This window comes from Atlanticothrix silvestris CENA357 (assembly GCF_016056295.1).
GTDB classification, from domain to species: domain Bacteria; phylum Cyanobacteriota; class Cyanobacteriia; order Cyanobacteriales; family Nostocaceae; genus Atlanticothrix; species Atlanticothrix silvestris.
Window position 1 is genome coordinate 44,833 of the sequence record NZ_JAECZB010000016.1, and the last position, 21,879, is coordinate 66,711.

General features: G+C 41.7%; 21 protein-coding genes. 10 read left to right on the plus strand and 11 right to left on the minus strand.

Annotated elements, in window-relative coordinates; genetic code table 11:
- The first annotated feature begins 10 nt into the window (after positions 1-10).
- Complete coding sequence (locus I8751_RS29530) at positions 11-586, plus strand: Coq4 family protein (RefSeq protein ID WP_225894061.1); 576 nt, start codon at positions 11-13, stop codon at positions 584-586.
- A 144-nt stretch (positions 587-730) separates the two neighbouring features.
- The gene (locus tag I8751_RS09490) at positions 731-1,102 is read left to right on the plus strand and encodes a hypothetical protein (protein ID WP_214438920.1); all 372 of its coding nucleotides are present in this window, start codon (positions 731-733) and stop codon (positions 1,100-1,102) included.
- A 423-nt stretch (positions 1,103-1,525) separates the two neighbouring features.
- Here I8751_RS09490 and I8751_RS09495 read toward each other — a convergent pair whose 3' ends face one another.
- Positions 1,526-3,649, minus strand: a complete 2,124-nt coding sequence (locus I8751_RS09495) for a cytochrome-c peroxidase (protein WP_225894062.1) — start codon at positions 3,647-3,649, stop codon at positions 1,526-1,528.
- 269 nt (positions 3,650-3,918) lie between these two features.
- Positions 3,919-4,140 (minus strand): hypothetical protein, encoded by a 222-nt coding sequence (locus I8751_RS09500; protein ID WP_214438921.1) that lies wholly within the window; start codon positions 4,138-4,140, stop codon positions 3,919-3,921.
- Between the two features lie 18 nt (positions 4,141-4,158).
- On the opposite strand from I8751_RS09500, the gene I8751_RS09505 reads away from it, so the two are divergent.
- Positions 4,159-4,347, plus strand: coding sequence for a hypothetical protein (locus I8751_RS09505; protein WP_214438922.1), 189 nt, complete (start codon positions 4,159-4,161; stop codon positions 4,345-4,347).
- A 244-nt stretch (positions 4,348-4,591) separates the two neighbouring features.
- Here the strand turns inward: I8751_RS09505 and arsS are convergent, their stop codons facing one another.
- The 7 genes from arsS to fghA all read right to left on the minus strand — a co-directional run bounded on the left by arsS (position 4,592) and on the right by fghA (position 13,665).
- Positions 4,592-5,578, minus strand: coding sequence for an arsenosugar biosynthesis radical SAM (seleno)protein ArsS (gene arsS, locus I8751_RS09510; RefSeq protein ID WP_214438923.1), 987 nt, complete (start codon positions 5,576-5,578; stop codon positions 4,592-4,594).
- Between the two features lie 43 nt (positions 5,579-5,621).
- The gene (locus tag I8751_RS09515) at positions 5,622-6,581 is read right to left on the minus strand and encodes an inorganic phosphate transporter (RefSeq protein WP_214438924.1); all 960 of its coding nucleotides are present in this window, start codon (positions 6,579-6,581) and stop codon (positions 5,622-5,624) included.
- A gap of 15 nt (positions 6,582-6,596) precedes the next feature.
- Positions 6,597-7,565, minus strand: coding sequence for an arsenosugar biosynthesis arsenite methyltransferase ArsM (gene arsM, locus I8751_RS09520; protein WP_214438925.1), 969 nt, complete (start codon positions 7,563-7,565; stop codon positions 6,597-6,599).
- 235 nt (positions 7,566-7,800) lie between these two features.
- Positions 7,801-8,475 (minus strand): response regulator transcription factor, encoded by a 675-nt coding sequence (locus I8751_RS09525; RefSeq protein WP_214438926.1) that lies wholly within the window; start codon positions 8,473-8,475, stop codon positions 7,801-7,803.
- 183 nt (positions 8,476-8,658) lie between these two features.
- Positions 8,659-8,946, minus strand: a complete 288-nt coding sequence (locus I8751_RS09530; RefSeq protein ID WP_214438946.1) for a Mo-dependent nitrogenase C-terminal domain-containing protein — start codon at positions 8,944-8,946, stop codon at positions 8,659-8,661.
- Positions 8,947-9,703: 757 nt separating this feature from the next.
- Positions 9,704-11,917 carry an alpha-glucan family phosphorylase gene (glgP, locus tag I8751_RS09535; RefSeq protein ID WP_214438927.1) on the minus strand — a complete coding sequence of 738 codons (2,214 nt, stop codon included), beginning with the start codon at positions 11,915-11,917 and terminating at the stop codon, positions 9,704-9,706.
- An 899-nt stretch (positions 11,918-12,816) separates the two neighbouring features.
- Positions 12,817-13,665 (minus strand): S-formylglutathione hydrolase, encoded by an 849-nt coding sequence (gene fghA / locus I8751_RS09540; protein WP_214438928.1) that lies wholly within the window; start codon positions 13,663-13,665, stop codon positions 12,817-12,819.
- Positions 13,666-13,852: 187 nt separating this feature from the next.
- Here fghA and I8751_RS09545 point away from each other — a divergent pair, with 187 nt between their 5' ends.
- Both I8751_RS09545 and I8751_RS09550 read left to right on the plus strand, forming a co-directional pair.
- Positions 13,853-14,185 carry a type II toxin-antitoxin system PrlF family antitoxin gene (locus I8751_RS09545; protein ID WP_214438929.1) on the plus strand — a complete coding sequence of 111 codons (333 nt, stop codon included), beginning with the start codon at positions 13,853-13,855 and terminating at the stop codon, positions 14,183-14,185.
- 2 nt (positions 14,186-14,187) lie between these two features.
- Entirely contained in the window at positions 14,188-14,685 is a 498-nt protein-coding gene (locus I8751_RS09550) for a type II toxin-antitoxin system YhaV family toxin (RefSeq protein ID WP_214438930.1), read from the plus strand.
- A 12-nt stretch (positions 14,686-14,697) separates the two neighbouring features.
- On the opposite strand, the gene I8751_RS09555 is transcribed toward I8751_RS09550, so the two are convergent.
- Together I8751_RS09555 and I8751_RS09560 are read right to left on the minus strand one after the other, a co-directional pair.
- Entirely contained in the window at positions 14,698-15,195 is a 498-nt protein-coding gene (locus I8751_RS09555) for a DUF29 domain-containing protein (RefSeq protein ID WP_214438931.1), read from the minus strand.
- Positions 15,196-15,344: 149 nt separating this feature from the next.
- Positions 15,345-16,454 (minus strand): S-(hydroxymethyl)glutathione dehydrogenase/class III alcohol dehydrogenase, encoded by a 1,110-nt coding sequence (locus I8751_RS09560; RefSeq protein ID WP_214438932.1) that lies wholly within the window; start codon positions 16,452-16,454, stop codon positions 15,345-15,347.
- Between the two features lie 237 nt (positions 16,455-16,691).
- Between I8751_RS09560 and I8751_RS09565 the strand changes: the two genes are divergently transcribed.
- From I8751_RS09565 to devC, 5 genes are all read left to right on the plus strand, one after another.
- A complete protein-coding gene (locus I8751_RS09565; RefSeq protein ID WP_214438933.1) occupies positions 16,692-17,975 on the plus strand; it encodes a valine--pyruvate transaminase in 1,284 nt (427 codons plus the stop codon).
- A gap of 138 nt (positions 17,976-18,113) precedes the next feature.
- The gene (gene rimM, locus I8751_RS09570; protein ID WP_214438934.1) at positions 18,114-18,674 is read left to right on the plus strand and encodes a ribosome maturation factor RimM; all 561 of its coding nucleotides are present in this window, start codon (positions 18,114-18,116) and stop codon (positions 18,672-18,674) included.
- Between the two features lie 417 nt (positions 18,675-19,091).
- Entirely contained in the window at positions 19,092-20,279 is a 1,188-nt protein-coding gene (locus I8751_RS09575; protein WP_214438935.1) for an efflux RND transporter periplasmic adaptor subunit, read from the plus strand.
- Complete coding sequence (locus tag I8751_RS09580; RefSeq protein WP_214438936.1) at positions 20,276-20,488, plus strand: hypothetical protein; 213 nt, start codon at positions 20,276-20,278, stop codon at positions 20,486-20,488. Before I8751_RS09575 ends, I8751_RS09580 begins: the two co-directional genes overlap by 4 nt.
- A 149-nt stretch (positions 20,489-20,637) precedes the next feature.
- The gene (gene devC / locus I8751_RS09585) at positions 20,638-21,864 is read left to right on the plus strand and encodes an ABC transporter permease DevC (protein WP_214438937.1); all 1,227 of its coding nucleotides are present in this window, start codon (positions 20,638-20,640) and stop codon (positions 21,862-21,864) included.
- The last annotated feature ends 15 nt before the right edge of the window (positions 21,865-21,879 follow it).

A 21,879-nucleotide genomic window follows, 5' to 3' on the forward strand; every position in this document is an offset into this window, starting at 1 on the left:
GTTACTATCTTTGAGCGCAACTCGGTATCAGCAATACAACCGTCAAGGAGAGGCCGGGTTATCAAGGCCAGGGAAAGGGGATAGACATAATTGCTATTTAAACTGGGAACAAGAAAAAGAACTGATAGATTCTTTTAAAGAAAAGGCGCGTCGTGGTCAGGTGGCAACCGCAATGCAAATCAAACTTGCCTATGAAAAAGAATGTGGTTTCCCAGTGCATAAGACGACAATTTATCGGCTATTAGAACGGCATCAATGGCGTCAAATCGTCCCAAGACCAACTCATCCTAAAAAAGACCTAAATGCTGTTGATGAATTGCAGACTCATGATATTTGGCACATCATTACCGGATTTGATACAAGTGAAATTGGAGAAATTGGCTTGCAAGCTTTTTATTTGGCACAACTTCAACTACCTTTAGCAAGCTTGTTGATTGCCAATGCGTTAATTGCTATGACACTGTGGCGACCGCAATTTCTCTCTCCTCTGCTGATGGCAATCTCACGGGGATGGGAAATGGGCAACAATGCTAAACACTGGACAAAATATCGTAACCAGTGGGAGTATGTACACGATTGTGTATAAATAATACTTCTGCTGTTACATTTTTTCAAAAAGTTGCTTCTTAAACCCCGCTTTAATAAATGATTATCTTTAGATAATGCCCGTATATTAACTAGTGAGTAAGAAAACGTAATATTAGTTTTTCAAATTTTTAGAGAAGAGAAAATGAAGAAGTTAACCAGTTTGATGATTATCGGGGCAATATTGTCGATGAGTGCGCCGGCTTATGCTGAAAGTCGTGCAGTTAATATCAGTATTGGCAGTATTGGTGGTGCCCTAGATAATGCAGCTTTGAGAACAGTTCGTCAAATTATTGGGTTTGGGGTTGGCACTGGCACTGTCGATAAATTCATTGTATATAGTCCTAGGAATGGTTCTCCTATTCCCATTGAAGGAGGTTTATCTGCTTGTGCTGAAGCTGGTTTCAGCATAACTGATGCCAGATTTAATGCTTTTATCCAGCAGTTGCGTTCAATTACACCCCGCTCAGGAACTTTCTTAAATGTAGAACCTACCGCAAGCTGTAAACTCAGCTAAGAATGTTGGTACTTAACCCTCTCCTAAAAAAACAGAATGGTTTCTTTCATCCATAGTGGGCGATCGCTCATGAACAGCTTCTAAGAAACATTTCTGTTTTTTTACATCCATTGGAGATGTGATCGCTTTCCTCAGGCGCTTGTGTCACTTATGGAAAGCACTATCAAAGCTTAATTGTGAAACTGAGAGCGATGGGGTTCTCTCCATTTGGTACAAGAGGGTAAAAGGTCTAATTGTTTGAGTAAGTTGACAAGGTTAGCGGCACTGACCACATACATAAACCCTATTAATCTTTTGTTGTGCAATTTTGTTTAGGGTTACTAATGCTAAATGTTCTAGGGTAGGCATTTAGCCTACCCTAGAAAAACATTCTTTGATTCAGCAATATCAAAAACCAAAAGGTATAAAGCCCAGTCTAGAGTTTTAGTCTAAGAAATTTGGCTGGGGAGTAGTGACACCATTACTACCAACTGCGGGTATTTCCACCAAAGGATCTGTAGCAGTAGGAGTTCCATTGGTATTACCACTGGAAGTTACTGAAAATTGATTACCTGGATGTCCATTAGGGATAAACAATTGTGGATGGTCAAAGGGGGCTTTTTCAAGAAGGACTCGCTGATCAGTAAGTCCAGTCCTCATGAAAGTGACCAAATCAGCTTTTTGCTGTAAGTTTAAGTTCAATGGCGCTACACCAGCCCCACCATCGTCACCTCGACCACGATTGTAAAAGTCAACAACTTGCTCCAAAGTTGCCATACCACCGTTGTGCATATATGGTGCTGTCAAGGCGATGTTACGCAGAGTAGGAGCTTTAAATCTTGATAGGGTAAAGCTTCCGGCTCCTGGGTCTTCGGAAGCTGGTCTAACACCATAGTTAGGAATGAAGCCGTTAGCAAAATTATTAATCAGCGGATTGCCAGAATCAGTTGAAGCTACTCCTGTGGTTCTTCTTACCGAAGCCATAGTGAATTCTGGAATCGTATGGCAAATGTTACAATTTGCACCACCATTAGCTCCAGACTTAACAAACAAAGCTAGACCGTTTTTTTCTTGAGGAGTGAGAGCATTAACATCTCCTGCCTGGAATTTATCAAACGGTGTCTGGTTAGATACAAGAGTAGACATATACTTCTGCATTGCTAACCCAGCAAACAATGAAAAATTCCAGTCTCTGAGCGTAAACTGATTTTCAGATAAAACCAGTTTTTCTTCACTATCAGAAGTAGTAGCCAAAGAATTAATACTGAAAGCCGCATCAGTAGCGAGAGATCCATCAGTAATGGTAGCTCCATCAGTAATGGTAGCTCCATCAGTAGTGAGAGACCCATCAGTAGTGGTAACCAATGCTCCAGGGAGGATTGTTGTTGTTTTATCACTCTCAACTTGAATGATAGACCTTGACCTCCACCATTGCGGCTTAAAGGCTTTCATAATCAACCGATCATAGGCTCCGATTGACAAGCCTTTATAGGGGAAGCGACTAAAAACTCCTAAAACACTGTCTTGCGGATGTACAAGTTGTTTACCTAACGGTCTGAGACGTTTGAGTTTCTGACCTTTTCTTCGTAAGAACTTAGCACCGATTTCAGGAAAAGTTCGGCCATCCGCAGACATCTCAAATGGACTCAATGGTGGCCCAGTTACTAAAGAAGCTATAGAGGAATTATTAAGCGAAATGGAAACTGGAGTTAGTTGGTTTAGTCCTGAAGCCTTGAAAACTTTAGCATTCAGGTCTGCTGCTCCTTTTTCATTCACTCCATTGAAGGTTTCCTTGGCACGACCATCCCAAAACTGGATTTTATTGAAGATAGCATCAATTACTGTTGGGGCATTACGTGGCTCAACTCGGCGGACATTGATGCCATTAATTTGAAAGCCGTCTGGATCTGGTGTAGATGTGACATTATCCTCTGCTTGACCTGGAACAGTTTCTACCAGAACACTATGAAATACGCCTTGGGAGGAGGCGACATCGTTAACATCAGAAACAACTGTACTGGTTCGATCATCAGGATTTACCAGTTTGTGAAATGGAAAATCTGCTGCTGTAAGTTGATAGTTTGGATTACCACCAACCTGGAAAGTTATATCTTTCAGTGATGCCAAAACACCAGGACTAATTTGATTTTTTGATCTATTATCTGCTCCGGCATGAAAGTGACAACTAGCACAGGACTGAATGCCGTCGCTACCAAGCTGCATATCCCAAAATAGGGATTTTCCTAGCTGGAGTAAGGCTGTGTTGTCCCGAACAAAGTCTCCGAGATTACTTGGTTCAGCCACTGCTGTCAAGAGTGGTGGGGTTGCTGGAGTAGGGTCTCCAACTGTAGCTGGTGGAAGACTAGTTATGGCGTTTAAGGGAGCCGGATTGAGGGTTACTTGTGCTGATACAATACCTCCACTAGCAATCGCTAGAGAAACTAGGAGGAAAATTGCCATAGGGCGTGAATATTTTGATACTTTTTTGGATTTAAAGGCTAAATAAATCCAAAAAGCCATCACAAAAAGCATCAGCAAGATTGCTAATGTACCACTTGAATTTATCATTAATACCTCGGTATACCCGTGGGAACTGTGGATTTAATGCTGACGCAGGAAAACTTCGCCTTTTTTTAGGTAGTATTACAGCACCTAATTACTGCGGTCTTATGTTACCATTTACCGTATATTTACGGCAGCTTTTTAATAAAATATTTGCCTTCTATTCATCACTAAGAATGATCAAGATAATGGCAGTGCATTGTCTGTCTACATCAACTTTGAGGATGAACTGGGTGAGATTGTCGAGACTGATGTACCCACAAAACAAACTTGCTTCAGCCCTTACCAGTACCACAAAAAGGTAGAGGCGTGCATCCGAGAGCATGAAAACCATCGCCGCGCTCCTTCTCAAACGCAATGTTCCATTGCATCGATGTCGTTCTGGGCTGTTTGAAAGATTGGAAATGCAGAATTAGCGATCGCGCATTTGGGTTATCTTGGCAGTTATTGTAGTCGTGCATTCGCACGGAAGCTGTTGTGCCTGAAAGAGTGGGCATAATAACGAAAAACCCACAATGCAAAATAGTCAAACATTTAAATGGCAACGGATTCTGCTGCTGACTGCTGTTGGTTTTATTGCTGTGATGGTACTAGCAACCGTTTACCAAGAATGGCGAAAGCGCAACGGCTGGTGTATGCGCTTTTATACAGATGTGAAGCAACAAACTCTGTATGGAACTGAATGCCAAAAGCCAGCAAGTTAGGTAATCCCAAGCTAAACTCAAACGCAATGTTTCTCTGAACAGTAGTGATTAGTTATTCTTAATACACATATCATTCCTTCCAACCATAAAATTGTAAATAATTTCATAGATATTAGATTTTTTTAGGATAATTGCAGTTTTATCCTACACTGATCACCACCAGATAATCTTTCACCGACAATCGTAGCCGATAACAATTTTTGGTACAAAATTATTTTTTTTTATGACAGAAATTCATTGAGCTTCACACCAAAGCACCGCCACAACTAGAACCGCATCCAGCAGTACAACCATAGCAATATGCCGCAGCTTGAATTTCACTAATTAAGTCTAAACTATCAGCTTCTAGTAATTTCTTAACTGTTAATGTTTCACCATTCAGAGCTTTCGCTGGCAAATTCATCATCTGGTTAAAGTCGCAATCATACACATTACCCAAATAATCAATTGAAAGTTGATCACGGCACATTAAATGGTCAATTGTACCGTTATTAAAATGCGACTCTAAAAACTGCAAATAGCTGGTGTACAGTTTTTTCCGTTCTAAATACATTTGAGTTCTACCAACTGGTAAGTTAGTAATGGTGAAGAGATTATTGAAGACAATACCAAAATGCTTTTGTAAAAATATTTTGTAGTCTCGTTCTAAGTTAGCCTGTTCGGGAGCTAAAGAAAATTTTTCACTTGTGGGTAACTGCGGATTGTATACCAAGTCTAAAATTAAATTTTGTTCTTTCCCATAACCAAGTTTATTCAGCCATTGCAAAGCTTTAATTGAATGATCAAATACACCGAAACCACGCATTTTATCAACATTGTCTGCGAGATAACAAGGCATAGAAGCCACAACTTTTAATTCATGTTGAGCAAAGTATTCAGGTAAATCACTAAACCCATCTACAAAGTAAATAGTCAAGTTAGATCGGACAATTACTTGTTTATTATTTGCTCTTGCTGCTTCTACTAATGGTTTAAACCCGTAGTTCATTTCTGGCGCGCCACCAGTTAAATCCACAATCTGAATTTCCGGGAATCTATGAATTATCTCAATTAATTGTTGGCAAACCTCTGGAGAAAGTTCTTCTGTACGTTTTGGCCCAGCTTCTACATGACAGTGTGTACAGGCAAGGTTACAGCGCTTACCTAAGTTAATTTGTAAAACAGTAATGTCCTTTTTTGTCAAAGGGTAATTTAACTTATTCTTAAATGGTGTAATTGATATAGTATGCATTGGTTAATATTTCTCAAAATATGGACAAATTTACTCAATTGTTTTATCCTTGCAATAATCTATAGGTTATTCCACTAATAATTGCTGCAATAGGTAAAGTGAAAAACCATGAAAATAAAAGCTGATAAAAAACGCGTATATTGGTTTTTTTCTCAATTAATCCTACACCAACAATAGAACATACAGAAACCTGAGTAATAGAAACAGGAAGCCCAAATTGAGTAGCAGCAATTACAAGCAGTCCTGTAACCATATTGGCAGATAAACCCTGAATAATGTTCATTGAAGTAATTTTTTCGCTCATGGTTGCAGCAATTTGTTGGGAATTGAGTAAACCCCCCAATGCCATTGCCATTGCTACCGTAATCATCCCTCCCTGGATTGAGAAATACTCAATAATGACAATCAGCGAGACAATTTTGGGTGTATTATTCAATCCTCTAGCAAAACTAATAATGCCTGCACTGATAAGGTGACAAGCATCAATCGTTTTTTGATTGGCTTCTAGGTTCCATTGAGAATTACTGTATTTTAATAAACTATAAATAAATGCTGCCAAAGAAATAGCAATTATAGGACTGAGGAATAGGGGTAAAATAAATAAACTTCCCAAAGCTACAAAATTAACTTTGAGTCCGATCGCCACTAAGCCAGCGCCAAGCAGCGCACCTGTTAAACTATGAGTTGTGGAAATGGGAAATCCCGTCAGAGCAGCAACTAGCACCGTTAAACCAGAGGCGATCGCAACTGCAATATGAAACTCTGGAGCATTGGCGATCGCATCTGGCAATAGCCCTTTACCAGAAAAATTTCTCACTAATGTACTAGCAAAAAAAGTTGCTGCTAATCCACCAGCAAAAGTTGTAAAAGTTGCCCACAAAATAGCTGTTTGATAGCTCGTTGTTCGGCTACCAAACAGTGTTGCTACACCTTTAAAATTGTCGTTGGCTCCATTAGAGTAAGCTAAAAAAAGCGTAGACAGAAATAAACTAATTAAAAACATTGGGGCTTACTAAAGTTAACAGCAACCACCGCCGCTATAGTGCCAGGTAGAATCAGTAATTATTATTTCTCCTGGTTTTAAAGCTGCAAATTTAGCAGCGGTTTTATCACAAACTGCTGCGGGAATACCACGCTGAAGCAGATGCCCTGCTGAATCATCAAACAAAGATTCTGTACCAGCATAAATTGCCGTTTTGCCTGTAAAAACACAAGCACCATCTTCTGGAATAGCTACTTTGAAAGCAACAGAATCGAGGCTTTCTAGTAGTAGATTTTCTTCTAGTTTGTAAGTTTGGGAATCTAACAAACGATAAGGACGACGGGCACGAATTTCAATTTGACCAAAGCCAGCATTAATGATGCGTTCAGTATACTCATCGTATGTGAGCGCCCCTGATAAACACATGGCTCGTAGCTGCTCATCCTGCCGTAGATGTTCGGGAATTGCGCGGGTGGCAATAGGATCGCTCATTTGCAAGCGTCCACCTGGTTTTAATACTCGATATGCCTCTAGTAAAGCACGAGTTAAATCTTCTGGTTCAAAAATATTGAAAAGGCAATTCTGGGCGACGATATCAACGGCAGCATCAGCCACAGGTAAATTAAAAGCATCGCCTGCTTTAATTTCCACGAAACTGGTGTCAAACCAGGGATTTTCTGTAGCGGCAATTTCCAGATTGCGGGTGGCGGCTTCTCGCATAGCAGCAACCGGTTCAATGGCAATTACACCACCTGGACGACGGGAAAAATAAGCGAATTGCAATGCCTCTAAACCACCACCAACGCCAACATAAAGCACCGTGGGTTGGCTTGAAAGTTCCGTGGGGTGTACAGTAGTGCCACAACCATAGTTCATTTCCTGCATCTTGCAGGGAATTTTCAATCCTGGTAATTGCAGAGGGGTACTTTGAACGCAACAAAGTCCTACTTCTGGTGTTTGGGCAACTTCACGGTAGAATTGCGCTGCTGTTTCTAGATAGGCCATTGCAGTCTGAATTTTTTGTGTTTTTGTATAGAGTTAACTCCGTGCATCCTAATATAACTAACTATCAATTACATGAGATTTTGCTGAGAACGGGATAATCCGGAAATTAGGGGTTAGGGGTTAGGGGCACGGGTAAGAAGGGCAAAGGGGAATGGGTAAGGGGGAAAGGGTTTATTTCTTTATCCTTTACCCTTTACCCTTTTCCCAAGATTGTTGCTCCTCTACTCCCTAATCCCTACTCACGCAAAGCGTAGCCGACACCACGCAAAGTTTGAATGAGGCGCTTTTCGTTATTGGCTTCGAGTTTTAGGCGTAAGTAGCGAACGTAAACTTCGATGATGTTGGAATCACCCATGAAGTCATAACCCCAGACTTCTTCTAAAATGCGATCGCGGGTAATTACCTGTCGTGGGTGGGCGAGTAGATATTCTAGTAAATCAAACTCCTTGGCAGTTAAATCAATTAACCGCTTGCCCCGAAATACTTCCCGCGTGCGACGATTTAAACTTAAATCTTCAAATTCTAAAATATCTGCGGCATCTGCTTCTTGGTTTCTTCGCAGGTGAGCGCGGACTCTGGCTAATAATTCTTCGACGCTGAAAGGTTTAATTACATAATCATCAGCACCAGCGTCTAAACCTGCAACGCGATCGCTCACTTCGTCTTTAGCTGTTAATAAAACTATCGGCACTTTATCGCCAGTACTTCGCAGGCGACGGCAAATTTCTAAACCTGATAAACCAGGCAACATCCAATCCAAAATGATTAAGTCTGGATGTAATTCCCGCGCTGCGGTAAGCGCAGTTAATCCATCGTAGGCGACGCTGACTTGATAACCTTCGTAACTCAGTTCAAGTTCTACAAATCGCGCCAGTTTGACTTCATCTTCAACCAGTAAGATGTGCGTCATGATGATGTTAGTGATTTCAGCAAGGTATGGTAAACAATACAGATTGGTAACACTTTAGAAGGGTACTAGCTACTAAATAGCCAGACATCTAATTAGGCTTACGTTAGCTTAGTATAGACTTAAGTAGGTTACAACCGTAAATCTGTAATTACCGATACTGCCGCATCAAGCAATTAGCTAGTCTTAACAATAGGCTGTGACATCTTCACCACATTCATCTGCAAGATAACAAAGCGCTCTAAAACGTAGAGTTACTACTTGTTCATAGAGAGGATTTAATTTACACATTGGCGGAATGTGAAACAGTTTACGACCAAACAGCTTAATATCGCGTTCAAAGGGACATTGGGCAGGAATGGCTTTACATAACAGATGAGCTAGTTTCGAGTTATGAATTTCAATGTTTTCTAACCACTCACGGATTGGGTGCAGTAGGTCGTTGTGTAAGCGGACTTGAGTAAGGCTTGTCATCATTCACCTGCATAATTTCTAACTTGACTTGGTTTAAGAGATTTGACTCTCTATACATAGATACAGTTGGGTTCTGTCGTTTTATGCATTCACTTTTTAAAGATTCAAACAAGTAAGAGTGAGTGCCTACATACTTTGTAGTTGCTATGTCCCAACCATCACATTTCTTAATGATGCTGTAACTGAGTTTAGAGTTCCCCAAAAGCGACTAACTATAACAGGTAACAGACAATCAGCTTGAAAGTCTATTGGTGTAAGGATTTGGTGTTTGATTCATGCCCTAATCTACCTAAACACTGCTATATTTTCGTAGCTTTAGCCACGCTCTTGAGTGTTACCCGTACCTTTGTGGAGAAGAAACCCGACACCCTAAATCGTTCCAGCTTGAAGTGCTTTGCAAGAATTAAACAACTCTGTTATACCAATGTGATACCATTTCACGAAAAATTTGATACAGATTTAACCATTGAAAGGTTTACTGTATCTAGGTTTTTTAATTGCGAATTGCGATCTTCGCAGCGTAAAGCCTGCGGCATAGCTACGCTTAGAGCGACGAAGGAGCGTCATTGTGAATTGGTATGACTTCGATGAACCTCTCCGAAACGGAGAGAGGGAGTGAGTGAGTGAGAGGTTCATCGAGCTCACGTTTTTTTAGAACCGTCGAACTCACGTTGATTTATTGAATTTAAAAAACTGATCCCAATAAAAAAGGGGCGGATAATCCGCCCCTCTATCGACCCAGGAAACTGAAACTGCTTTAAAGCAGAACTTTAGCTAAAATTGGTTCCACAGTCTTAGAAATTTCTGGGACATAGACCTGTGTAACGTAGTCGGCAATCATTCTATCTGTGTTGAATAGCGGCGCATTTGTCTTAATCGATGCTTTCATCATTTTTACCCAGTGGTGGGGAACGCCTTGAGCATCTTGGTCATAGTATAGGGGAACAATTTCCTCTTCTAACAGCTGATACAGCGATTGCGAATCAATGCGGTCTTGCAATTCTTGGTCACTAGTATGAGCATCTTCACCAATTGCCCAACCGTTAGTGCCTTTGCCATCGGGGCCGGCTTGGTAGCCTTCACACCACCAACCATCTAGAACGCTGCAATTAATGCCACCGTTGAAGCAGACTTTTTGTCCACTTGTACCAGATGCTTCCAAGGGACGGCGGGGGTTATTCAACCACACATCCACACCCTGGACTAATTTTTGCCCTGTGTAAATGTCGTAATCTTCAATAAAGGCAACTCGGTTAATAATCCCTGAGTTGTGACACCACTCCATCAAGCGCTGGATAATCCGCTTGCCTTCTTCATCAGCTGGGTGAGCTTTACCTGCAAAGATAATCTGTAATGGACGTTGGGCATTACCAAAAATCTTCAATGCCCGTTGTGCATCACGCAAAATCAGATCCCCTCGTTTGTAAGGGCTGAAGCGTCTGGCAAATCCAATGGTTAGTACATTGGTGTCTAGCAGGCTATCACTGGCTTGAATCAATCTGTGATCTTCACCGCGCTGTTCTCGTGCTTTTTTGACTTTATAACGGGTATAAGCTACTAGACGTTCTTTAAGGATAATGTGTCGTGACCACAATTCTTCGTCGGGGATTTCGTCAATTTTCGCCCACATCTTGGGATCAACGGCACGATTTTTCCAATCTGCTCCTAAATACTGATTATATAGGTCAGCCAATAAGGGAGCTGTCCAAGTTGGTGCATGAACGCCATTGGTAATGTAACCAATTGGTACTTTATCTTCAGACCGCTGGGGATAGAGAATTGTCCACATTTTGCGGGAAACCTGACCGTGCAATTCACTTACGCCATTAGCAGCACGACACATTCGTAATGCTAAAACGGTCATGCTAAATGGTTCCCAAGGATCACCCAATCGTCTAGCACCTAATGCTAAAAATTGCTCGCGGGAAAGTCGCAATTGCGGCCAGTAATGGGCAAAGAAAGAGTCGATTAAATCGGGAGAGAAGACATCGTGACCGGCAGGAACAGGGGTATGGGTGGTGAATACGCAGCTATTACGGACTTTGCCCTCAATGTCGTAAAATGATTTACCTGTACGTTCTATTTCTAACCGGGCAATTTCTAAAGTACAGAAAGCGGCATGTCCTTCGTTGAGGTGATAGACAGAAGGTTGAATACCCAAGGCATCCAAAGCCCGGACACCACCAACTCCTAAGACGACTTCTTGAGCAATGCGGGTTTCTAAATTACCACCGTAGAGGTGTCCAGTTAACCAGCGGTCAATGGGATCGTTATCGTTACGATCGCTATCTAATAAATATAATGTGACTCGCCCGACTTGCACGCGCCAAACTTGCACTTTTACTTGTCGCTGGCGAATTTCGAGGTGAATGGTGAGTGGTTCCCCTTGCTCATTTTTAATTAACTCTAGGGGCATTTTGTCGAAGGGGTTATCAAGATAGTAATCTTCTTGCCAGCCTTGACGATTTAAGCGTTGCCGAAAGTAACCTTGGCGATACAGCAACCCGATACCAACCATCGGCACGCCCAAATCTGATGATGATTTGAGGTGATCCCCAGCTAAGATTCCTAAGCCGCCAGAGTACACGGGGAGGGATTCGTGGATGCCAAATTCTGCACAAAAATAAGCTATGGGGTTGTCTTGAGATACTTGTGGTGCAACGCGACTCACCCAGGTATCTTGCTGGGACATGTAAGTATCAAATTCCCGTGCTAGGGCGGAAATCTGCTTGAGGTAAAATGGGTCTTCGGCTAATTGGGTGAGGCGTTCATAACTAGCCGATTCTATAGTTGCTACTGGGTTATGCCCGCAGCGTTCCCATTCTTGGGGATCAATAGTTTGGAACAGCGCGATGCGATCGCTAGTCCAACACCACCAATAGTTATAAGCTAAATCTGCTAAACGCTTCAGGGGAAAAGGTAACTTTTCACTCAAGCGGAATGCTGCTGTAGTTGCACTGCTATTACTCATTCAAATCTCCGCGCGCTCTTTTCTTTATTCTCTATTTTGTTTAACTTCTGCTCACAATCAATTACACTTCAGGTTAATGATTACCGAGTGTTCATTGACGAATACTCCCCTGAAGTTAGGAGCAGTCTATAGACATCAAACTTTATCCAAATTTAATGGTTTTTCTTGTTTTTGCCTTGTCAAAGATTATCTCTGGTTTTTGACACTTGGAATATTTTTTTATATCAATTTTAGTTGACTTTAGTTTACATTATTTATTATCTTGTTAATTTGTATTTAATACTTGTCAATAATTTAGCGAATCGTTTACAAACTAGTCCGCTTTCAATAGGTCTCGGTTAAGATTTTTTGATAAATCACAAAAACGCGATAAATCACCGTCTTGTGAGGACTTACGTAAGTGTCACACAAGATTACAATTTTTTGTTTTTAGTAAGGGCTTTACCTCTGATATTGGCGTAGCTGACTTACTTTGATAATTTTACAATCACAGCCTGAAAATTTTTAGATGGAGATGAAGCGTATTGACAATTAATTGGCTGAAGTCTCAAAAGATTTACAAACTGAAGAAATAAACTTATCGAAAAGTTTATTTGAGTTTTTGAGATCTAGACAAAAAGTTCTGTATCATTACTAAAATCATCAAAATATGACTAGCACAAATAGCAGCGCTGAAGGTGACGAATACAGGTAGATTCAGCCTTTTAATTAAAATTACTGTCCCAAAACTAAAAATTATACTAGCTATAAAAGCTAATAAATTTTTACTCACAATATTCTCCTAGTCATTAAGTTATTCAGACTTAATTTACTAATAAGGTATTGCTTAAGATCAATACAGTAAACAAGGTAACTGACAAAGCTATTTATGAAGTTTATTTAGATTAGTTTAATCTTCACTAAATTTTGCCCAAAGCGATCGCATGGTGGCGGATGTGATCTGCAATGAAAGTAGCGATAAAATAATAACTGTGATCGTAACCGTCTTGGTAACGCAAGGTGAGGGGCTGTTTGAAAGCCATACAAGCTTCCTCAAACACCTCTGTCAACAATTGTTCAGCTAAAAATTTATCAGCAGTTCCTTGGTCAATCAAAATCGGGCTGTGATATTGGGTGTGCTGAACTAATTCACTAGCATCATAAGCACGCCAAGTTTCTTGATTGGTTCCTAAATAACGGCTAAAAGCCTTTTGACCCCAAGGACAACGCATAGGTGCAACAATAGGTGCAAAAGCAGATACCGATTTGTAAAGTTGCGGGTTTCTCAAAGCACAAACAAGCGCCCCATGTCCGCCCATCGAATGACCGAAAATGCCTTGCTTTTCTGGTTGTATGGGGAAGTTAGCAGCAATTAAAGCAGGTAATTCTTGAACAACATAGCTATACATTTGATAGTGCGATCGCCACGGTTTTTCTGTAGCATCAACATAGAAGCCTGCACCTGTGCCAAAATCCCACTCGTCATCCTCACCAACAATGCCAGTATTACGAGGGCTAGTATCTGGTGCAACTAACATCAAACCGTACTCAGCTGCATAACGTTGCGCCCCTGACTTTGCCATAAAATTCTCTTCAGTGCAAGTCAAACCAGAAAGGAAATAAAGAACTGGTACTGGTTGTTGAGTAGCTTGTGGTGGTTGATAAACGGCAAAGCGCATCTCACCATTACAGGTAGAAGAGGGATGAGAGTAAAAGCCGAGTTTGCCGCCAAAGCTTTGATATTCTGAAGTTAGTTGAGGATTATTCATTCTATTAAATCATCCGTTGGGGGTTCACCTGGATAGAAGCGATCGCTCATATAGGGTAAAACAAAGGCATACGCGCTTTCGGTGAAGCTAATCGTTAAGCTCCAAACCCAAAAATATGAATCTTGACAAAGACAATGCAATTGCATTACTCTGAAATAGAGCTTAACCGACAAATTTAGAGGTCGCTATGGCTGTAACACCAGCTCAATTCTCAGAATCTACTCTTACTGATCGTTATCAGACTACCATCCCTGATCCCGTTCGCAAATTCCTAGGCTTAAATAAGCGTGATAAAATCTGCTACACCATCCAGTCTGACGGTCAAGTAGTGATTTCTCGCGCTGACCAAACAGAGAGTGATCCTCTACTTGGGCAGTTTTTAAACTTTATTGCACGAGATATAGAAAAGAATCCTCAGCACTTACAAGCAATTAGTTCTGATTTGGTAGACCGTGTTCAGTCCTTGGTTTTTGAAGTTGATTTTGATATTGATGCACCACTTTCAGACGAGGATGAATAAGTTTGTCTGTAAATCAGCCACTAGTTATTAATGGATGGAACATATTTGCTCATTCTCTTTTTCTCAACCAATTTGAAGAGCTTCTGACACAAGTTGAAAATTTGCGTCAGAAGAATCCTCAAGACTACAAGAAGAAAAACGCCACAAAGCGTCTAGCCGCTATAGTAAAACTGGCATTTGATGTGATTCCTCAAGATCCAACACGTAGTTATTATCGCCAGGGCAATACGCTTGGAGATGATTACAAGCACTGGTTGAGAGCTAAATTTTTTCAACAATACCGACTGTTTTTTCGATATCATCAAGAGAGTAAAATCATTGTTTTCGTCTGGGTCAACGATCAGAACTCTAAGCGTTCCTATGATAGTAATACAGACGCTTATCGAGTTTTTAAGAAAATGCTTGAAAGTGGTCATCCTCCAGATGATTGGGATGACTTACTCAAATATGCAAAAGGTGAAACTAATCGTTTAGAGAAAATAGCCAAAGCAGAAATTTAACTGATAGCACTCTTATTCCATCAAATCATCCGTTGCAGGTTCACCTGGATAGAAGCGATCGCTCATAATTTCTTCTAGGGTATAAGAGCAATTTGGGGGAAATGTTTTTAGAGGTAGATTTGTTTCTCCAGAAGCTAAGGCAATTGCTTTGAGATATGCTTTCGGCAGAACTTCTTGCAGGTATGCTTGGAGACTGGGATTTTCTGCGAGTAATTCCAAAATATCTAGACGCTGGATACGAATTGTATTCAACCAACTACGACCACGTTTTGCTGATTGATATTCCCACTTCAATAAATGCCCTATTAATATACTGAGGCGATTTCGCAATTCTTGGCGTTCCTTTCTGCCCAAAGATTCAATTTCCTCAATTAAATTGGGCAAGTCAAGCTGGTTCCATTCCTGATGTAGCAATAGGTTAGCTTGTTGCTGAGTCCAAGCGTAAAAGTCGGTTTCATAGAGATTTGCTTGCAGGTTTGTCGTTGTTTGTCCGGTTTGTGGTGTCTGCATCGTCAAAACCTGGTGACTTAATTTACGCTACGTAGGTCAGTTGTCAGTTGTCAGTTGTTAGTTTTTTGCCACTGAGTACTGACCACTGACCACTGACAATTTATTTTTAATCAAGGTGAGCATTACCCACCCTACTTTGAATCTAACAATTAAAATGTGACTACGCTGCGGATTGATTCGCCTCTGTGCATTAAATCAAAAGCATCATTAATCTGCTCAATCGGCATGAGATGGGTAATCAAATCATCGATATTTATCTTTCCTTCCATATACCAATCAACAATTTTCGGCACATCTGTACGCCCTCTAGCGCCACCGAATGCCGAACCTTTCCAGACGCGTCCAGTGACTAATTGAAAGGGACGAGTACTAATTTCTTGCCCAGCACCAGCAACACCAATAATGACGCTTACGCCCCAACCTTTATGACAGCATTCTAATGCTTGACGCATCACATTGACATTGCCAATACATTCAAAGCTGTAATCAGCACCACCTTTCGTTAAATCAACCAGATAGGGTACTAAATCACCCTCCACTTCTTGGGGATTAACAAAGTGCGTCATGCCAAACTTTTCTGCCAAAGCCCGCCTGTCGGGATTAATATCTACCCCGACAATCATATTGGCTCCCACCATTCGGGCTGCTTGGATGACATTTAAGCCCACACCGCCTAAGCCGAAAACTACAACATTTGCCCCTGGTTCTACTTTCGCTGTATTAATCACTGCACCTACCCCTGTTGTTACACCACAGCCGATGTAACAAACCTTTTCAAAAGGCGCATCTGGGCGAATTTTGGCCACGGCGATTTCTGGCAACACCGTATAGTTAGCAAAAGTGGATGTACCCATATAGTGATGAATCATCTCTCCACCGATGCTAAAGCGGCTAGTACCGTCGGGCATGACACCGCGTCCTTGGGTAAGGCGAATCGCTTGACAAAGATTAGTTTTAAAGCTCAGACAATATTCGCATTGACGACATTCTGGAGTATAAAGGGGAATTACATGATCCCCTGGTTTTACACTCGTAACACCAGCACCTACTTCTACCACAATACCAGCACCTTCATGTCCTAAAATTGCTGGAAATAAGCCTTCAGGATCTGCACCGGAAAGGGTATAAGCATCGGTATGGCAAACGCCAGTGGCTTTAACTTCAACCAGCACTTCTCCTGCTTGTGGTGCGGCTAGTTGAACGGTTTCGATAGATAACGGCTTACCCGCGCCGTAAGCTACTGCTGCTTTAACTTCCACAGTCAGCCCTCCTATGTAAAGTTGTGTTAATGGGCTGATCTGAGTTTATATCGGGGAGCGATCGCAAAAATTATTTGTTACTTTTCTGTAAATTAACTTGTAAAATTACAAAATTACATCTTCCCATGAGATTGGTACATTAGTTACAGGTGAAATAGCTCAAAGATGATAGCTATACCACTGCAATAGACTTATAAATTTGTTCAACCCTCAGTTATTTCTAATTTTACAAAGCTTATGAACCCTGCCCTCACTAAAATTGGCGCTCAAATGTCCAACCTGACTGGTGTGCGAGCGATTATGAAAGATATCAACGAAACATTAAGAGCTGGTGCAGGGCAGGAATTGAATAATTTAAGTGCCGGCAACCCGTTGATTTTGCCAGAAGTAGAGCAGTTATGGCGAGATTGTACAGCAGAACTCTTAGCAAGTCCAGAATATGGTGAGGTAGTTTGTCGCTATGGGTCAAGTCAGGGCTATGCACCATTAATTGAAGCGATCATTAACGACTTTAACAAGCGCTATGGGTTAAATTTAACTGAACGCAATATCCTCATCACCCCAGGCAGCCAAAGCCTCTATTTTTACGCTGCTAATAGCTTCGGCGGCTACACCACCAGCGGCGAACTCAAGCAAATTGTTTTACCCCTAAGTCCTGACTATACAGGTTACGGCGGTGTTTGCTTAGTTCCAGAAGCCTTAATTGCCTACAAACCAACTCTAGATATTGATGAAACTGCCCACAGATTTAAATATCGTCCAGACTTTAGCCAACTGTCGATTTCAGAAAACACAGGTTGCGTCATCTTTTCTCGTCCTTGTAACCCCACTGGCAATGTTCTCAGCGACGATGAAGTAAAAAAAATTGCTGCTCTAGCCGCACCTTACGGTGTGCCTGTGTTAATTGACTCGGCTTATGGCCCTCCCTTCCCAGCGTTGAATTTCACAGAGATGACACCAGTGTTTGGCGATAACATTTTGCACTGCATGAGTTTATCAAAGGTAGGATTGCCAGGAGAACGCATTGGTATTGCCATTGGTGATCAAAAGATGATTCAAGTGCTAGAGTCCTTTCAGACAAATTTATGTATTCACCCATCACGTTATGGGCAAGCAATTGCAGCTTTGGCAATTAACTCTGGTGCTTTGCCCACCATAGCAGAACAAGTCATCCGTCCCTTTTACCAAAATAAGTTCACTGTTCTAGAAAATACTTTAGAAGCAGCGATGCCCAAGGATTTACCTTGGTTCCTCCATCGCGGTGAAGGAGCAATCTTTGCCTGGTTGTGGCTACAAAATTTACCTATTACTGATTGGGATTTCTATCAGCAGCTCAAGCAAGTTGGTGTAATTGTTGTGCCCGGTAGTACCTTCTTCCCCGGTTTGCGTGAAGAGTGGCAGCACAAGCACCAATGTTTACGCATCAGCCTCACTGGTAGCGATGAAGAAATAGTCACTGGAATGCAACGTTTAGCAAAAGTAGTAGAGGAAACGTATCAGCGTGCAGCTGTGAGTACTTGATTAAAAGAGCAGAGGAGCAGAGGAGCAGGGGAGCAGAGGAGGCAGGGGAGCAGAGGAGGCAGGGGGAGAGAATAATAAACAACTAACCACTGACCACTGACCACTAACCACTGACCACTGACAACTGACAACTGACTAATGACAAATCTAGATGATTGGCTCGAAATTGGAAAAATCGTTGCCCCTCAAGGATTGTCTGGGGAGGTGCGGGTTTATCCACAATCAGATTTCCCCGAACGATTTGAAGTACCGGGGAAACGCTGGTTATTGCGTCCTGGTGAGAGTGAACCACAACCCATCGAATTATTGACAGGACGTTACATCAATGGCAAAAACTTGTATGTTCTTAAATTAGCGGGTGTGGAAAATTGTAACCAAGCAGAAGAATTGCGTGGTTGTAAGTTAATGGTACCAGCAAGCGATCGCCCCCCATTAGGTGAAGATGAATATCACGTCATAGATTTGATTGGCTTAGAAGTCTTTATGCAAGAGTCTGGGGATCTTGTCGGTACAGTGGTAGATGTGATTCCTGCTGGTAATGATTTATTAGAAGTGGAGTTGCACCCATCATTTGCTCATGACAAAAAACAAAAGACTGTTTTGATTCCCTTTGTCATGGCGATCGCACCCGTGGTAGATTTACGAAACGGTCGTATTGAAATTACGCCACCGCCTGGGTTACTAGAACTCAATTCGTAATTCGTAATTCGTAATGACGCTCGTTACCACTACCCTCTAAGCCCAGCTATACCGCAGGCTTTACGTAATTACATTTTTGCAAGGGTGTCAGAACATTTATCATGGGTCAATACCGTTTATTTAAGCCAAAGAGCCTCATGTAGAGACGCGATTTATCGCGCCTGATAAGACCAATTATCTACTTACAAAGTTTGGCGGGACGGAAACCCTTCTCCTGTCGGAGACGCTGCGCGAACAGGGCTGTCTCACCGACACCGCCACGCCACTTGATACAACCGGGGGAACCCCGTCAACGTAGTGGCTAAACTTTGCGCTTATTTCCGCGCCTGCTGTACTAGGTTAGATTAATTTAAAGATTCATGCTGTTTTCTGAAATCTTTTTGTCTTAAAAAAGAGCAAAAGTTTCTACCTAACACTATGGTTGAGTTACGGCAAGGTGTATCTACCATTATCCAATGTTGTGTCGCTAACACAACTATTCTCAGTTTAATTGTTTGTACAGCTTGCGGTTCAATGCAAGCACAAAACAACCCCCGTGATTCTCCTATACCTACTGAAGTGACTACTTCCTCTCAAGTAGTGGCTTTGGGTAAGTTAGTTCCCCAAGGGGATGTAATTAAAATTTCTGTGGTAAACGCTCAAGATAGCCGCGTTAACCAAATTTTGGTTCAAGAAGGCGACTTTGTACAAGCCAATCAAGTTATTGCGATTCTCCAAGGACAGAATAGAGTCGAACAGCAACTCAAGGAAACACAGGCGAATGTCGCCATAAAACGCGCACAATTACGAAAAATTCAACAAGGAGATTCTAAACAGGGTGAAATTATAGCCCAAAAAGCAGCGATCGCCGAATTAACCGCTAGGTTACGCACTGAAACCAAACAAAGACAAGCAACTATTGCTCAAGCTGAAGCCACAATGCGTAACGCCGAGCTAAAATACCAGCGCTACCTCACTTTAGTCGCAGAAGGAGCAATTCAGCGTGCGGAATTAGATGATGCTCAAGAACAATTTGAGAGGGCTAAAGCCATTGTTGCTCAAAATCAAGCCGAATTAGAAAATACCACATCTACATTAGCAGCCCAGCTTGCCAAAGAAACAGCCAATCTCAAACGCTTACAAGAAGTGCGTCCAGTTGATGTAGAGATAGCCAAAGCCGAACTCCAACAAGCCCAAATTCAGGTAGAACAAAGTAAAGCCCAATTAGAAGATACCCAAGTACGAGTTCCTGTTGCGGGACAAATTTTACGTATCAATACCCGCGTCGGTGAACAGGTAAACACCCAAGAAGGAATCGCAGAATTGGGACAAACAAAACAAATGTATGCGATCGCGGAAGTCTACGAAACTGATATCGTCAAAGTGCAGCTAGGACACCCAGCCATCATTACCAGCGAGTATGGCGGTTTTAGTGGCGAACTGCGGGGAAAAGTGGATCAAATTGGTTTGCAAATCGGTAAAACCCGCCTCAGCCAAGACCAAAATAACCCTACTAACGATGTGAATGCGCGAGTAGTAGAAGTAAAAATCCGCATTGATTCTGAAGATAGTCCCAAGGTGGCGGCTTTGACTGGGATGCAGGTAAGAGTGAGGATTAAAGTTTGAGGAAAGTTTTGGGTACAGAGAATCTAAGTTTATTTTCAAACTTTCAAGTTTTCAGTTACAAACCCCAATTTCCATGTTTAGAACTAGAACATTCCCACTTAAAACTAGAAGTTTCTCATTTAGAACTAAAACACTCCCACTTAGAACTAGAAGTTTCTCGTTTAGAACTAAAACACTCCCACTTAGAACTAGAAGTTTCTCATTTATAACTAGAACACTCCCGCTTAGAGCTAGAAGTTTCTCGTTTAGAACTAAAACACTCTCACTTAGAATATCAACTCCCCTGTTCCCATTCCCACAAGTTCTTTAATTTTTAATCTTTAATTTTTAATTTTTAATTGATTTGTCTCCAGTTCCCATGATAAAACTTATTTTCAAACATCTCCCCCTAGAAACTCCCCTAGCTTGGGCACAATTATCTCATCAAAAAGTACGTTTAGCTGTCGCCACGACAGGCGTATGCTTTGCCAATATCCTGATGTTCTCCCAGATGGGACTCTTGGCTATGCTGACTGAGGGAACAACCAAACTGCATGAAAGTTTAGGCGGAGAATTAATCTTAGTTTCCACATTTAGTCCCAGTTTACAGTTTAGAATTTCCTTCCCTCGCGCTTATCTTTATCAAGCCGCCTCAGTCGATGGTGTAGAAGCTGTTGCACCAGTTTATATTAGTAGGGCGAATTGGGTGAACCCCAACGAATTATCTCGCCCAAGCAGTTCTAGACAGAGAACACGACAAAGACGCGGGTTTTTTGGTAATGAAGTCCGGGTGATTGCGTTCAATCCTACCCAATCTTTTGTTTTGAACTCACCAGAAATTCAGCAACAACTTCCCAAATTAACTACACCAGATGGGGTTTTATTTGATCGTTTCTCCCAAGCTTCTTTAGGAGACATTCCTCAATTACTGACTCAGCAAAAAGAGTTAGTCACTCTCATGGATAATCAACGCACCTATGTAGTAGGACTTTTTAACATGGGTAGCACAATGAACGATAAAGGTAATGTGATAATCAGTGACTGGAATTATGGGCTAAGGAATGGGCAAAATAGCCTCAACTCAGTCAGACTGGGGGTTGTCAGCCTCAAAACAGGCGCAAATATCAAAACAGTCCAAGCACAGTTACGTCAACGTCTCCCCTCCGATATTAGCGTGTTTACCCACAAAGAATTAATTCAACGGGAACAACAGTTTCACGCTTCCCAGCCAGAAGGAATCATCCTCAAGTTTGGTACGATTGTCGGCTTTGTGGTGGGAGTAATTATTCTCTATCAAGTTCTTTACTCTGATGTCAGTGATCATTTGCCAGAGTATGCCACACTCAAAGCAATGGGTTATAGCGATCGCTCTCTATTAATAGTAGTTTTACAAGAAGCCGTCATTCTCGGTGTGATGGGATTTGTCCCTGGTTTTTTTGCCTCAGTCGGAATTTATGATTTATTGGTGACACTCACACGTATACCTCTTGTGATGAAAGCCAGTGTAGCCATCCAAGTCTTTCTCTTAACTATTATTATGTGTAGTGTTTCCGGTGCGATCGCTACGACAAAACTCCGTTCCGCCGATCCCGCCGACGTGTTTTAAAATTCAAAATTCAAA